This window comes from Bacillus sp. DX3.1 (genome assembly GCF_030292155.1).
Classification (GTDB): Bacteria; Bacillota; Bacilli; order Bacillales; family Bacillaceae_G; genus Bacillus_A.
The window spans coordinates 3,052,474-3,066,763 of sequence record NZ_CP128153.1; the positions used below are offsets into that span (position 1 = coordinate 3,052,474).

At 34.9% G+C, this 14,290-nt stretch carries 13 protein-coding genes and 1 pseudogene; 7 read left to right on the plus strand and 7 right to left on the minus strand.

The genetic code is table 11. The annotated features are described in order from the left end of the window. Nucleotides 1–54 precede the first annotated feature (54 nt). Nucleotides 55–1,491, minus strand: coding sequence for an IS4 family transposase (locus QRE67_RS15165; RefSeq protein ID WP_286120999.1), 1,437 nt, complete (start codon nucleotides 1,489–1,491; stop codon nucleotides 55–57). 311 nt (nucleotides 1,492–1,802) lie between these two features. Here QRE67_RS15165 and QRE67_RS15170 point away from each other — a divergent pair, with 311 nt between their 5' ends. Continuing rightward, the gene (locus tag QRE67_RS15170; RefSeq protein WP_286121001.1) at nucleotides 1,803–2,375 is read left to right on the plus strand and encodes a histidine phosphatase family protein; all 573 of its coding nucleotides are present in this window, start codon (nucleotides 1,803–1,805) and stop codon (nucleotides 2,373–2,375) included. A 477-nt stretch (nucleotides 2,376–2,852) separates the two neighbouring features. On the opposite strand, the gene QRE67_RS15175 is transcribed toward QRE67_RS15170, so the two are convergent. Then, entirely contained in the window at nucleotides 2,853–3,413 is a 561-nt protein-coding gene (locus tag QRE67_RS15175; protein ID WP_286121002.1) for a GNAT family N-acetyltransferase, read from the minus strand. 850 nt (nucleotides 3,414–4,263) lie between these two features. Between QRE67_RS15175 and QRE67_RS15180 the strand changes: the two genes are divergently transcribed. Then, on the plus strand, nucleotides 4,264–4,638 hold the full coding sequence (locus QRE67_RS15180) for a hypothetical protein (RefSeq protein WP_286121003.1): 375 nt from the start codon (nucleotides 4,264–4,266) through the stop codon (nucleotides 4,636–4,638). Between the two features lie 738 nt (nucleotides 4,639–5,376). Here QRE67_RS15180 and QRE67_RS15185 read toward each other — a convergent pair. Further along, nucleotides 5,377–5,757: a BA_1872 family lipoprotein gene (locus tag QRE67_RS15185; RefSeq protein WP_286121004.1), complete on the minus strand. Its 381-nt coding sequence runs from the start codon at nucleotides 5,755–5,757 to the stop codon at nucleotides 5,377–5,379. 564 nt (nucleotides 5,758–6,321) lie between these two features. Between QRE67_RS15185 and QRE67_RS15190 the strand changes: the two genes are divergently transcribed. From QRE67_RS15190 to QRE67_RS15200, 3 genes and pseudogenes are all read left to right on the plus strand, one after another. Further along, entirely contained in the window at nucleotides 6,322–6,741 is a 420-nt protein-coding gene (locus QRE67_RS15190) for a GNAT family N-acetyltransferase (RefSeq protein WP_286121005.1), read from the plus strand. A 318-nt stretch (nucleotides 6,742–7,059) separates the two neighbouring features. Next, nucleotides 7,060–7,698 carry a class I SAM-dependent methyltransferase gene (locus QRE67_RS15195; protein ID WP_286121006.1) on the plus strand — a complete coding sequence of 213 codons (639 nt, stop codon included), beginning with the start codon at nucleotides 7,060–7,062 and terminating at the stop codon, nucleotides 7,696–7,698. 133 nt (nucleotides 7,699–7,831) lie between these two features. Next, nucleotides 7,832–7,984: pseudogene (locus tag QRE67_RS15200) on the plus strand (IS4 family transposase); the annotation flags it as partial. Nucleotides 7,985–8,103: 119 nt separating this feature from the next. Here QRE67_RS15200 and QRE67_RS15205 read toward each other — a convergent pair. From QRE67_RS15205 to QRE67_RS15220, 4 genes are all read right to left on the minus strand, one after another. Further along, entirely contained in the window at nucleotides 8,104–8,598 is a 495-nt protein-coding gene (locus tag QRE67_RS15205) for a transglycosylase SLT domain-containing protein (RefSeq protein ID WP_286121007.1), read from the minus strand. A 40-nt stretch (nucleotides 8,599–8,638) separates the two neighbouring features. Next, on the minus strand, nucleotides 8,639–10,945 hold the full coding sequence (locus QRE67_RS15210) for a glycoside hydrolase (protein WP_286121009.1): 2,307 nt from the start codon (nucleotides 10,943–10,945) through the stop codon (nucleotides 8,639–8,641). A 101-nt stretch (nucleotides 10,946–11,046) separates the two neighbouring features. Then, nucleotides 11,047–12,444, minus strand: a complete 1,398-nt coding sequence (locus QRE67_RS15215; protein ID WP_286121010.1) for a sensor histidine kinase — start codon at nucleotides 12,442–12,444, stop codon at nucleotides 11,047–11,049. After that, a complete protein-coding gene (locus QRE67_RS15220; RefSeq protein ID WP_286121011.1) occupies nucleotides 12,437–13,084 on the minus strand; it encodes a response regulator transcription factor in 648 nt (215 codons plus the stop codon). The genes QRE67_RS15215 and QRE67_RS15220 overlap by 8 nt, the downstream gene beginning before the upstream one ends. 199 nt (nucleotides 13,085–13,283) lie before the next feature. Between QRE67_RS15220 and QRE67_RS15225 the strand changes: the two genes are divergently transcribed. Both QRE67_RS15225 and QRE67_RS15230 read left to right on the plus strand, forming a co-directional pair. Beyond that, nucleotides 13,284–13,556, plus strand: coding sequence for a site-specific integrase (locus QRE67_RS15225; protein ID WP_286121012.1), 273 nt, complete (start codon nucleotides 13,284–13,286; stop codon nucleotides 13,554–13,556). 42 nt (nucleotides 13,557–13,598) lie between these two features. After that, nucleotides 13,599–14,285 (plus strand): IS6 family transposase, encoded by a 687-nt coding sequence (locus QRE67_RS15230; RefSeq protein ID WP_286121013.1) that lies wholly within the window; start codon nucleotides 13,599–13,601, stop codon nucleotides 14,283–14,285. Nucleotides 14,286–14,290 lie beyond the last annotated feature (5 nt).

The window sequence follows — 14,290 nt, forward strand, 5'->3', positions numbered from 1 at the left end:
ATGTCTTTAAAAATGAGCATGCCAAATAAGCCTCAATAGGCCTACTTTTAAAAATTATGCAGCTTTCTTTTGCTTTCTCAATCCATTATACTCATAGACAACACCCAAAATATCAAAGACTGTTTTCTTCTCATATCGATGAGATTTCCGCCCATTCTTCTGTAGGAGGTGGAACAGGCGGATTAGGATCTTTGTTATTTCTTGGGTGTTTTGTTGTATGGCTTGATACAAAAGGTATAAATGGTCTTGAATCATTCCAATTGCTTTATATTCGCTTAATTCCTGTTGTTTCTTTTTTAGAATCAATTGTCGCATTTTGAACATAGTAGAAGAACATAAAAAAATGGCAATGAGTTTTCCATAAACATGACATTCTAATCGCTCTTGTTTAATATTTTGCCAATGATGGATTTGAAAAAGTGATTTCCAAGTTTTAAAGATAATTTCGATTTGCCAGCGAAGGGAGTAAAAATCATGTATTTGTTCCATCGGAACAGTCTCCCAAGGTGTATTGGTAACATATATGTTTATGCCAGTTAATCGTTTGCTTTTTTCTGAATACGTAATGCCCTTCTTACTTTCTGTATACATTTGTTTTTTCCTACGTTCACGAAGTTGTTTTTCGGTTAATCGATACATAATCACTCGCGTGAATAGTTTTTTATCTTTTCCAATATAAGCATCTGTGATTTCATAGACCTGCCCTGGTTGTAAAGCATTCATAATGTTTTCTAAATCGACTTTGATATATTCGGACTGTTTTTTTATCGTCCCATTTCGAAAGTATTCAGGAAATTCATTTTTGATATATACCATATTGTTTAATTTTAGCCGTGATATATAATACACACCACGTTGGTTCATTTCATCTAAATCGTCCAGCGAATAATAACCTAAATCTCGAATACATAGGTCTCCGGGGCGTAAAGTAGCTAAACATTCTGTTCCAAAGGTCTTATCATTGTTTTTCCCTGGTTCAACTTGAAAATTTAAAAACTGTCCACTATGTAAATCATATTCTAGTTGAATTTTTATACCCGCTGTTTGTGCACAACCCCCTGAACCTGGATACACACTAGCTAAATGTTTCGGTACTTGGAAAATGGTTGCATCTAAAATACGAATTCGTTGAAAATAGGTTAGTGAAGAACTTGGAATTACTGATTTTGCACAAATTTCATTTTTTAATAATGCAGAGAAAATATGTTTTAAAAAGCAAACAGCTTTTTTATTGAAACGTTTATTTAGTCCTTCTGGACTCATAAGAGTTCCTGTAACGGAATGAAGCCTACTACATAATCGAACCAAGGGATCACTTGCTACCCGTTGACTCATCCAAATACAAATACCAGCTAGGTCTGAGCCAGAAAACTTGCGTTTTCTCTTTACAAACCCAAGTTCTCTTGCAAGCTTTTCTAAAAATGAAGGGGTAAGATATTGATGTAATTCTTCAGCAAATAATTGTAGTTCATCTTGAATCGAAAGATTCATAAAAAACATCATCCTTTCTGAGCTAGCTTGTTTAGAAAGAATAACGTTTTTTTATACCTGGGGATAGTGAAAACTTCGCGTCTTTCTTACAAACATCGTGACTCTATTTCAAATTCACAGTTTTCTGTTCTTTTTAAGGAAACCAAATTGGATATATATGTTAATATAGAAAAAATTGTAAAGAAACGTATTTAAGATATCGCATGCAGAAGGATTTATAGTGAGTATTAGTTATGGTCATTGGGAAAGTTCTTTTTAATTAATATAAGCTATATATGGAATAAAGAAACCTAAAAAAATTGGAGGGAATTATGAAAACTTTCATATATATGGTGAGACACGGAGATTCACCAAAAGATGGAAACGAAAGAACAAGAGGGTTAACTGAAAAAGGAAAATTAGAAATTCAACGAATAACAGATGTATTACAAGGTGAGGGAATTCACGTTGTTATCTCAAGTCCATACAATCGTTCAATTCTAACTGTTCAGCAGTTAGCGAAGCAAATAGGACAAGAAGTTTTAGTATTTGAAGACTTAAAAGAGAGAATGTTTATTGCTGAAGAGGAACGAATGTCGGATAAAGAATTATTCCCTTTGTTAAAAAAGTCATTCTTAGAACCCGACTTTACTTTAACGGGAGGAGAGTCTAATGTCGACTGTCAGAACCGTGCTATAAAAGTCTTAAAAGAATTATTAAATACCTATCGAGGACAGAAAGTAGTATTAGGCACTCATGGAGCTGTTATGACTTTGATGATGGGGTATTATGACAGTAAGTATGATTTGAATTTTTTACTACATACATCAAAACCAGATATATACAGAATGGAATTCAATGGGCAGGAATTGGTGGAGGTTAAAAGATTGTGGGAAATTTCATAGATTGACTTTATTCATCCCTAGCTTCTCCCGATGACGTGTATTATAAACAATAGGGTTACTGCGGTAACTCTTTTTCTTATGGCACTAACGGGGGATTGAGTTCAACAATCTAAAAAATTCGGTTCCTTAGCGTACAAAATTCGCGTTTTGTTCTTGCTACCCCGAGATGAAGAAGATAGTCAAGGAATTAAAAATAACAAACAGGGTGTGTAGAGATAATAAAGTTGCTAAATTTTGTTCTTAGAAATACAATAATCGCCTATCCATAAATTTGATAGGCGATTATTAAAGTTGTTTGAAAAATAATAAAATCCTTTCAAAAATAAAATAGTTGTTTAAAAAGATGGAGTTAAATTGGATTTTTATTTCTATTATTCCTTTGTATAATAGAAATAAAAATATTTCGATATTAGTTAAGTGTCAAAATGGGCAGAAAAAAGCATTAATCCAAGAAAACTTGAATTAATGCTTTTTTAATTAATTGATTTGTAGGTTGTTCCAATCTTCTCTTAATAAGCCAAACACATATACGTCATGGAATTTGCCAAATCTAAAAATTTCATTGCGTAAAGTACCTTCTTTTACAAAGTGACATTTTTCGTATGAACGAATTGCATTAGTATTGAAACTAAACACTTGCAGTTTAATTTTATTAATGTGAATGTAATTAAAAATAAACGATATTAAAGTGTTCATAGCGTCTGTACCAAAGCCTTTATTTTGCCATTGTGTTCCGATAGAAATGCCGACAAAACAAGTGCTATTTTTCCAATTGATTGTGAAAACACCACATGATCCAATCAGTTCATTCGATCCCTTATCAAAAATACCCCAAAAAAATTCTTCCTTTTTGCTACTAATACCATTGAAAAAAGTTGTGTTGTCTTCCAACGTCGTTGGAAATGGAATGTCATCGTTTGCAAGTAATAGCGTACCTTTTTCATTTTCCATTTGAGCAAAACGCTCAAGGTAGTTTTGTTCCATTTGTTTTAATATAACCGTTTGACCTGTCAAAAAGTGATTAAAAAACTGTTCCATGTTATTCTCCCTTTATTAAGGGGTGCAGTCGGAGGTACAACCCCTTAGATTTTTTGTTGATTAAACAAAACATCTACTGCAATTTTCACAAACATATTCACAACTCCTCTTAGTTAATACTTCAATTATATCTTATAAATATATATTTGAAAATTATGTATTATATTTTTGTTAAAAATAGGGGGCTATATTCAACGATTCGCCTTCTGAAATGAAACAACTTTATTATCCTTGAAATAACGTTTTATGAAAGCAGTAAAGCAATTTTTAAACAACTTTTTTATTTGTGTACATAGGGACGTATAAATGTAATAAACCGTAAGTGAGGTATCGCCATATGCCTATCAAACTAAAAGAACTAGTTACCCCAAAACAATAAAAAAGAGCAAAATGCACAAAATTTCCGTTTTGGGGTATTAAAATCTCTTAACTTGATGGGCATGTGACGCTACCCCTATAGGGATCACTATATCATTCTGGGAAAATTGTACGCTAAGGACTACAAAACCTTATCGTGACAGCATTTTGTAAGATACATACATGTTCAGAAAGATAAAAACCAGAGGTTAATTGAACATTGAATTGTTTACACACTTTATAAACATGATTATAACTAGAAAACGTTGATATTATTGAGTTGTATCCTCTGTTCATAAACATAAGGATTTCTGAACACAACCTTAGCGTATATTTTCCGCGAAAAGATACTTGAACCCCACCTAGAAAGGATAATGTTCAACTGGACAAACTAACCATGAGATTGTTTCAACATTTTCCCTTGTTTTTTTTATTTAAATCAATAAATACTAAACATAAAACATGTAATTTTTCATAATACAGAGGTTAAAAAATGGATATTCGGTTAGATTTTAAACCTACTAAAAATGATGAGGAATTTAATGCATTAATCGAAAGTGATGCCAAAAATTTAATTCGTTCAATGGATCATTGGAATGATTTTTTAAACCTACATCCATTAGTTAGTTGTGATAAAGAAACAATTCAAGAATTCACAGAAAATTTAGCATTCAAAGATGGTGCACTAGCAGAGGCTAAATATGATGTTCTAACAGATAAATTGCCCCCCGACCAAATTAAAACACTTTTCCAATTCTTTGGTATCGATGATTACCAGGAAAAAATTAATTACAGATGTGACAACTGTGGTGGTGAAGCTACATGTTGTACGCCTGCCGTAGGTTATATTTGTACCGATCATTGTTGATTCAAAGATGTTGAGGAACTATTTTTCTTCTAAAACATTATCGATCTAAATTCCCTCCGCAGATGCGCTTAACCTTACCCTTCCATCGTCCAATGAGATGCTGGGGTTAAGTACTACTACGGAGGAAATTTAACTCTTGTTATCGCTAAGCGCTTAGTATGCAAGTTTTCCATCAATAAGGTTTCATTTTCTTCAACTAATGGCCATTTAATTTGACAAGGTTTCTAAATGTCATATGAATACTTTATACAAATTCAGTTGACATAATTGTAATTTTAGGAAGTAGCTAAAAAAGCCAAACCCATGTGTATCAGGGGTTTGGCTCTTAGTCGTTTTTTACGGTACCCCTTCTATACGTCTTTTTCGATGAAAAAAAACGACAAAACAAATGAAAAATAACAGTAATAATATACGTGCAAAATAGCACTTAAAATAAGTGCAAATTATCACCTAAAGTAACAGAGAAAATCGCTTTATATTCGATTGTCCCAAAAATAATCGTTTTTGAAGCGATATAGAATTCCTTCAGAAAATCCAAAAGGGATTCAATGCACCAAAAGGTATACCTTTTGGAACAAGAAAGAAGAATCCTTTAACAATAAGGATTCTTAAACAGGAAATTACAATTGTATATTTTGGAGTTACTTTACGTTTACTTCTTAAATTGATGAGCATGTGTTGTGCCAGAACCAACTGGAAATGGAAACGGCAAGCGGGTACACTCCGCTTGCCGATTTTTCATAGCTTCGTATGTATTTGAATTCCTTTCGCTTTCTCTTCTTCACCCTTCACGCGTACAATTAAATCATATGATCCGGATTTTGGCGCTTCAAAAGAAAGCAAACCTTCTTTTTGAGAAGTGACTTCTTCTTCATAAATGACCTTATCGTCTTTTGTGACTTGTAATAAAATCGTACCTTCTTCAACGGCTGCCTCATAAGGAATTTCCACATTTCCTTTTTCAGCTTTAATCGTTTGCACATCGTGATACCCTTGCAGGGATCCAATTTTTAAAGTCGTTTCGCCATTTTCTTGAACCTTTGTGACTTTTGTTGCTGTATTGCATGCGCTTAACAATACAACAAGAGTGAGAATGAGAAATGAACGTAGCAATTTCATAGAGATTCCCCTTTCTTTTTTATCATTATAAAATTTTACCATTGCGGTAACTATTTTATCATTTTTTGATAAGCCAACATACTCATCAAAATTAAAAATTGTTATTTACTGATAACCTGTATGACATCCGCATCCTTTCAGCCTAATAAACTCCCGTAAATTTACTTAATCTACATTTCTTTTTGTAAATTTTAATACAGATTCTCTTGAACGTTCGATTTCATTTTTATTTTCATTATAGGGGTCCCGCCCCATCGCTATCAAGCTAACAAACTAAAATACCCCCTAAAAGGAAAAAATGCGCTATTCTTTCTGTAGAATCATAGAGATAGGAAGCGCTTTTTATAGCTATTTCAGATCTGTATCAAATAAACAAATGTAGTTTTATAAAAGAAATTGATCATTTAAAACAAAGTTCGATAATTTATAATAAAGTTTGATTAAAAATCCTGCTTTTTAGGATTTTTTTCTTTATCTATAGGGTCAGGAAGCTGAAGAAGAGGATTAAATAAAACGATGTCGAATTTATTTATTTGGTGAAGTTAAGATATTGGAGGAAACATTATGAAAAAATATAAGATAGAAAATAATATTCCAACATTGGAAGAATACAAATATATGTGCGAGTCTGTAGGATGGACTAATTATATAAATTTTGAAGTGGCGGAAACATCACTAAGGAATTCTATTCTCTGCATCACAGTCAAAGATAATGAACAAATCGTGGGCATGGGGAGAATTGTTGGCGATGGAGCTATTTATTTTTATATCCAAGATATAGTAGTTCATCCAGATTACCATAATAATGGTATTGGTAGAGAAATAATGAATCTTTTGGTTGAATACTTAAATGAAAATGCCCCTGATAAGGCATTTGTTGGTTTGTTTGCATCCCAAGGTAAAGAATCGTTCTATGAAAAATATGATTTTAAAAACTTCTCACCCAACATGACGGGGATGTTCACTGTAATTTCAAAAAAATAGACGTAGAAGAAATCAATCAAAATTAAAACAAACGTTCTCCAAGTAATCATTTTCTGTATTAAGCTAAAGCGTGATTTAGTGCAATAAGAAATGATCAAACTTTATTATAATAAATGATATTTAATTAAACAGAAAACCGTCATTTTGATCAATCTTTTTTTCAAAATAACGGTTTTAAAGTTGTTGTTATATAAAGAATTGAAGGAAGTTTTTTATCGATCTTTATTTTAAAGCTACAACAAATGAATGTAAAGACTGTTTTTTCTTTTTATTAGGAATATAATTAAGGGAATTTATGGGAAAGGAATGTTGCCACATATGAATAAACAGCAAGAATACTGGAATGGAGTAGCAAATGAAAAAGAATTCACGACACCTTTTCAACTTGACTTATTCTTAAAATATGTAAATAAGGATGCACCATTATTGGACTATGGCTGCGGGTACGGAAGAACATTACTCGAATTAAAAAAACAACAATTTACGAATCTATATGGTGTGGATTTTTCGGAAGAGATGATTAAACGAGCTAAATCAAATGATGTGGTTATTGATTTTAATATTGTTAAAAGCGGAAAACTTCCCTTCCCAGATAATTTTTTTGATTCAGCTTTATTATTTGCAGTTCTAACCTGTGTACATCTAAATCAAGAACAGGATTCTATTTTAAATGAAATTAAAAGGGTATTAAAACCAGAGGGTATTATTTATATTAATGATTTTTTACTAAATGAGGATGAAAGAAATAAAGCACGCTATGAGCAGTATCAGGATAGGTATCGTACATATGGTGTATTTGAATTACCTGATGGGGCTGTTTTGCGACATCATAGTGAAAAGCGTGTAAAGGAATGGACAAAGCATTTCGAGAAATTAGAGTATGAAAAAGTAGAATACGTAACAATGAATGGTAACCGTTCTAACGGATTAGTGTATATAGGTAGAGTAAAGCAGTAGAATAACTTCATTGTAATGTACTTATAGTGAAAAACAATTAAAAAAGTCTACTTATATGCAATTTAAAATGTCCAAAAAATAAAGAATACGTTATTCTTTCTGTAGAATCATAGGAAAGGATGGCGTTTTTTGTATGTCTGTTTCTATATCTGACGAGTTACAATTATTTGCACAGGAGATTCAGAGTCTTTTATCTCCAAATATCTTACATAACATTGCTAGAGATGTTGGGTTTGTACAGCGAGCTAGTAAGGGGGTCTGTGTAGCAATGGGACCAAATCACGCAATAAGCATTAGCGGACATTGATCACATATACCATAAAGACCCTCCCATTGGGGAAGGTCTCCTGACTTTATAAATGGATTTTTACAGCGACTGCTGAAATACATAAACTCCTACAAATTTTAGCTGGAAGTTATAGCAAAGAACGATTCCGCCAATCCCTTATTGTATTTTGTATTTTCATCTGTCCATTTTGTTCCTAGGTTACCGGGCCAACCCGAAGTATTTGCGACGTATCGGAGGAGCTCCAATCCTTCTAACCCTTGTTTTACTCCCTTTCTATATGAATCTGCCATATGAGACACCGCAATTTTTGTGTTCACTTCTGGATTTTTCAGTTCCTCATCGGTCAAGTGTGACGGCGCCAATCCGCCACGATGCAATTGAAATAGACCAAATGATGTGCCGCCGTCTCCTACAGTGTTCGGATTAAACCCACTCTCATGCTGAGCAATAGAAAGCGGGATCCATGCCGGTATATCATACTGCTTTGCTATATGAGTGATTGTCTCTTTTACTTTCTGCACTTCCCGTTTATACATGCATTCTTCATAGATTGCGTGAAAAGCCACTATGCCCGCAATAATCAAGACCAAAACAGGCACAATTTTTTTCAAGGGTATCTCCTCCTTCTCTCCTTGCAAGAACAATATTATTCTAGTATTTTGATGCATCCCATACTTTTTTCGAATGCCCGTCATATATAACGGCTGTTTTCCCTTTTATCTCTTCGTTCTTATACTTAAACGATTTGTTCGAAAAGTTCACGATGACTTTCATGTCTTCTCCAAACTTCGTGCATTGAACCGAACGATCTTCAGAAAGAATCTTAAAGTCTGTCATCGGCTTTGTCACCGCTTTTTGATGGAAAGCGGACCAGATGTTTACGTAGGAAACAATCATATCCTTATTAGTTTTCCACACATCCTTGTCGATATGGTATAACGGTGGAACATTATATAATAATTCGGACAGCATTCTATTTCCAACTTCATCTTTGATTTTCATGCTCCCCCATTCCCAATGATGCGTCGTAATCACCGAATCATTGTATACAAGTTTATATAGAGGAAGAGAGTATGCTGGGTCTAGATAAATATGTTGGTACAAAGGTTTGATTGGCACAGTCTTGCTGTAACGTTCAGGGGTTGTACCATTTGACGACCAATAGCTTCCTACATAATATGGACTCGTTTTGTTCTTTCTCATGTCCTCGTCATCCCATTTGATGACAGGTGTTTCAATGCCATGCGCGAAAGTAATAACATTACTTGCGAAATCATTACCGCCTTCTGAACCGATCACCATGCGTTTTTCTTTTCCGATATAGTCCATTCTTTGCAACCTTGCCTTCAAATCCTGTTCTTGCGTTGTAATATGGTCTGGAGAATAATCATCATACACTTCACCGGTCGCGTCACAATCCACAAACCAGGAATTGAACGGAATGCCGTCCTGTAAAATGCTGTCTGTACGCTGCTTCACGCTAGGCAGCGATAGAGTAGGGTTCAACTTTCTTCCTCTTCCTAAGAAGCCTTTTATTTTTTCTCCATGCTCATTCGTAATGGTCGCCTTTTCATATAAGCTTTTATCCACAAAGGAAGCGGTGTTCCAATCCTTGCTTGCGTTTTCCTGAATGGAGTGATAAGAATCATAAGGACCGATGAGATACCCTGAATCACTTGCTTGTTTCACCATGCTGGGGTTCATCAAACCGTTCGACCAGTTTGGCAAGCCAATCCAAGCATGTTTGATTCCCGACTGGCGCATGTCCTCTATTAGATTAGTTGAGTCTTGTTTGCCCCAATTCTCGATATCGTCTGTCGCATCCTTTAGCTTACTTTTCAGAAGTCGTTTATTCAACGTGTACAACTCTTGTTCACTTAAATGAGAAATTCCTTTCTCCAGCAGCTTCTTCGATTCTCGGTCCATATCTGGGAATATCGCATCATTATAGAATTCATCCAGCTTCAGTACTTGATTAAGTGCGCGAACGATTACATTCTTTTGATATTTATCAAAATAGTCTTGTTTATTCAATTCATTAATGACTGTTTCAAACTCCGTGGATCCGTCTTCTGTATGCTTCAGCAATTGTTCCATCCAAGCGGTGAAAGGTTCATCCAACTGCTTCTTCAGCTGGTCCCAACGAATATTCTCTGATGTAATCGCGTCTTGATTCCATAAGTATATATGAGGAGCACCATACAGCTTTTTGATGTTCGGATTTTCCTTCGCTTTCTCCTCAAGCGTTTTGAACTCTCCTTTCTCCTTTATATAGCTCTTATACACTTGTGCGATTTGAGAAGGGTCAGGATTCGTCACATATAATCTGAATCCGTACTCTTTATTTTGGTTAATCGATGGAAAATTATGGGTGAAGCTAAATTGTATATTAGTATCCGTATTGAAACGAATCGTATCGTTAAACATATTGTCCGCGATATATACAATCGAATATTTTGGTTTATCCAATGCAAAGAACCTCATGGAAAAACTTTCAATAAAGGAAAACTCTTCATCTTTCAAAAACTCTTTCCAATGCGGATCATTAGCCGGTATTCGCTTACCTTCCCATAGAGGCAAAGTATAGCTGTCTGCACTTACCTTCGGCCATTCGAATTGCCTTGCCCCATCCGATTTCAGCGTAATGTTTAAATAATATTTCTTTTTCTCTACCTTGATTTCCATCTTATCGTCTGGATAACTCCACGATACGAAATTGTCTGTCTTTTTTACATCCGCAACCTTTTTCTTTGGAAAAGGAAGAGAAGCACTCTCCTTTACACCATCTTTCTCCACAACAATTTCACCAGTTTCCGGTGTAACGTCAAATGAAAAATCACTGTATTGAAAGCTGTGCGCCTCATTTATATTTTTGTTTCCAATCTTTGCATAATACACAGCGAGCAGTGTGACAAGCAATGAAATGGAAATAGTTGCATAAAAAATTGTTTTTTTCATTTTGTAAACCTCCTTCTGTCACCTACTATAAGTCCGCATTGTGACACCAATGTTACAAATTCGATGAAATAACAAAAAAGCAGCTAGCCATTCAAATATGGCTAGCTGCTTTTTGTATTGGAGGCGACGCTCTTTGGAAAGGAAACATAAAATTGAATGATACCTTCACATAAGATTACGCCGTAATCAAATTGATGACGGTTTAGGATAGACTGGACAATCGTCAATCCTAGTCCGGTGCCAGACCTATCCTTACTCCGCGAAGCTTCCGTCACGTAGAAAGGTTCCCAAATTTTGTTGATTTCCGTCTCTTTTATATTCGTACCATTCTCCACTGTAAAAAGAATCTCATGTTCTTTTTCTTCAAACCGTATACCAATTTTCTTATTCTGTGTGTATTTAATGGCATTGCTAAGCAAATTGTTTAGCACCTTCTCAATCTTACCGCGGTCTGCTGTGATCCATAATGGCTTATCTTCTTGTTGGATCGCAAGATGAATTCCTTTGAGTTGGATTTCAATTTCATGCTTCGCCAAACAATGTTGAAACAAAGCTAGCAAATCGAATGACTCCTTGTGCAGTTCTTCCCGCTCTATCCTTGAAAATTCGAGCAATTCGTCTAGCAGCGCGGATATATTATCCGTTTGCTTCAATATTGTATGAACATACGTGCCATCATCTAAGCCGTCTTGAATACCTACGGAATATGCTTTAATCAAAGATAGGGGTGTTTTTAGCTCATGTGTAATATCTGACATGAACCGCTTTAAATTTTTATTTTTCCTATTCAAATCCCCATGCGCGGCCTTCAGTGCATCACTCATCGTATTAATACTATTGGCCAGCTCCTCGAGCTCATCATTTGTCCGTATCTCCGCCTTCTTAAAATCCAACATAGCAATATTTTTAGAAACATCCGCCAGCTCCTGTAAAGGACTTGTAATCTTTCGCGACCATACCCATACCAGTACAACAAGAACAAGAATAGCAAAACCAAGGACATACAAAGTAAATGTATTAATAATATAGGCCGTTTCATGAAAATGGACGATAGATACTCCCACGACGATAAACAAGCCATCCTTCTCTACAAAACTTGCTAAAAAACTCGACTTCAATTTCCCTTGATCATACAGCTTATTTACACGGGTTCCACTTTTCACGTCCCGTAATGTTTCCTTCGTAACCCAAAACTTATTCAATGTCATTCGCTTTTTTGCTAGCTGTTCACGCAACGACCAGTTGAAACTTGCCTCATCACTACTGATAGGTTCATATACAATCGTCAAGTTATACTTTTTCTCAAGGTCGGCCACGGAATTTATGAAATCGTTGTATCCCATAGATGTAATTTCTTTTGAAATGGCATTCAAATCCTGTTTCACTCTGTATACATAATAGCGAGGCAGAAAATAGTTGGTAATCAACATAGAGAACGTAAAAATACAAATGATACAAACAGAGATGGTAACGGCAAATTTTCTCCCGAGCCTATTCATGCTCCTTCTCCATGCTATATCCCATACCCCTATGCGTCTTAATTAAATCCGCACCTATTTTTTCTCTCAATCGTCTCACATGGGTATCCACCGTTCGTTCTTCGCCGAAATAATCAATCCCCCATACAAGATCTAATAAATCCTTGCGCGACAAAATACTGCCTTGATTCCGTAAAAAGCAGCTCATAAGCTCAAACTCTTTCTTCGTCACTTCTAAATCTTCATCATCTTTATAAATTTTCTTCGCTTGCATATCAATTTTAATATTGTGTATATATATGACCTTATCCTCTTTCAGTAGTTTCTTCGCCCTCGTTAGCAAAATGCCGGGATGAAACGGCTTTTTTACATAATCATCCGCACCTGTGTTCAGCGCTGTCAGCTCGTCTTCATGTTCGCTTTTCGCTGTCAGTATCAATACCTTCGTATTACTATGCTTCTTCACTTCTTTACACACACTGAGCCCGTTGACACGGGGCATCATCCAATCCAAAATTACCAAATCTATTTTCGTTTCGTAAAATATATCAAGAGCCTGCGCCCCATCTTCAGCGAGAAACACATGATAGCCCTCTCGCTCAAAATAAGCTTTTAAAATTCGTAGCATATCTTTTTCATCGTCTACAATCAGTACGTTCATATTTCCTCCGTCGATATAACATATAAAATTTCGTACCATGTCTGATTTTTAAATTTCAATTCAGTACTTTTTAAAATGTCCGCTAATTAATATTAGTGGACATGAAATGCGAAAAAATAAACGTTTGATGTCCGCTAACATAACTGAAAGATCAAATTAGCATGTCCGCTAATATAAGTCAATATCAGAGGAGGTATATATGACATCTACAAAAATAATTTCTATCCAGGGAACAGCTTTCATTTCAGATTTTATTTCTAGCTTATCTCTAGAAGGAGATTTGCATACAAAAACACTTACACAATATACAAGTGATCTCAAAGACTTTATATATTGGTTTGAAAATGTGTGGGGGAATCATGCAGAAGATACTATTTTCTATCCGACAAATGTCACTGCTCGAACGATTACAAGGTATCGAGAACATATGCAAATTAACAGATCTCTGAAGATTCTGTTGCAAAGTTTTTGAAACAAAGTTACACTCTAGAAAAAATGAACTGGAGCATGATAAATGAGATACTTTAAAGGAAAACAATTCAAAAAAGATATTATTTTGGTAGCTGTAGGCTACTATTGTCGTTTTTCTTTAAGTTATCGTGATGTATCTGAACTCTTGAGGGAACGTGGGGTGTCGATTCACCCAACAACTATTATGCGCTGGGTTCATGAATACGGAAACCTGATCTATCAAATCTGGAAGAAGAAAAACAAAAACCTAAGATTATCTTGGAAAATGGATGAAACCTATATAAAAGTTAAGGATAAGTGGTGTTATTTATATCGTGCGATTGATAAAGAAGGCCATACGCTTGATATTCAACTTCGCAAAAGGCGAGATACTCAAGCGGCATATGCTTTCATGAAAAGATTGGTTCAAACCTTCGGAGAACCAACGGTTCTGACGACAGATAAGGCGCCTTCTTTACTTTGTACATTAAAAAAGTTAAAAGAGAAAGATCTTTATAAAAACACCGTGCATTATACAGCTAAACATCTAAATAATCGTATCGAACAAGACCATAGACACGTGAAACGCCGTTTTGCTAGATCCTCAAGATTTCAAAACATTCGTCATGCCTCACGTACAATAAAAGGAATCGAAACCATTCACGCCCTATATAAAAAAAGACGGAGTCTTCAACCAAACTCCGTTTTTTCGACGTATAATGAATTACAGAAATTATTGATGCCTGCATAAAATTT

Excerpts from the sequence above, each read along its gene's own strand:
- QRE67_RS15180 (WP_286121003.1), top strand. The coding sequence starts at position 4,264 with ATGGATATTCGGTTAGATTTTAAACCTACTAAAAATGATGAGGAATTT.
- QRE67_RS15175 (WP_286121002.1), bottom strand. The coding sequence starts at position 3,413 with ATGGAACAGTTTTTTAATCACTTTTTGACAGGTCAAACGGTTATATTA.
- QRE67_RS15185 (WP_286121004.1), bottom strand. The coding sequence starts at position 5,757 with ATGAAATTGCTACGTTCATTTCTCATTCTCACTCTTGTTGTATTGTTA.
- QRE67_RS15210 (WP_286121009.1), bottom strand. The coding sequence starts at position 10,945 with ATGAAAAAAACAATTTTTTATGCAACTATTTCCATTTCATTGCTTGTC.
- QRE67_RS15190 (WP_286121005.1), top strand. The coding sequence starts at position 6,322 with ATGAAAAAATATAAGATAGAAAATAATATTCCAACATTGGAAGAATAC.
- QRE67_RS15215 (WP_286121010.1), bottom strand. The coding sequence starts at position 12,444 with ATGAATAGGCTCGGGAGAAAATTTGCCGTTACCATCTCTGTTTGTATC.
- QRE67_RS15165 (WP_286120999.1), bottom strand. The coding sequence starts at position 1,491 with ATGAATCTTTCGATTCAAGATGAACTACAATTATTTGCTGAAGAATTA.
- QRE67_RS15220 (WP_286121011.1), bottom strand. The coding sequence starts at position 13,084 with ATGAACGTACTGATTGTAGACGATGAAAAAGATATGCTACGAATTTTA.
- QRE67_RS15230 (WP_286121013.1), top strand. The coding sequence starts at position 13,599 with ATGAGATACTTTAAAGGAAAACAATTCAAAAAAGATATTATTTTGGTA.
- QRE67_RS15195 (WP_286121006.1), top strand. The coding sequence starts at position 7,060 with ATGAATAAACAGCAAGAATACTGGAATGGAGTAGCAAATGAAAAAGAA.
- QRE67_RS15170 (WP_286121001.1), top strand. The coding sequence starts at position 1,803 with ATGAAAACTTTCATATATATGGTGAGACACGGAGATTCACCAAAAGAT.
- QRE67_RS15225 (WP_286121012.1), top strand. The coding sequence starts at position 13,284 with ATGACATCTACAAAAATAATTTCTATCCAGGGAACAGCTTTCATTTCA.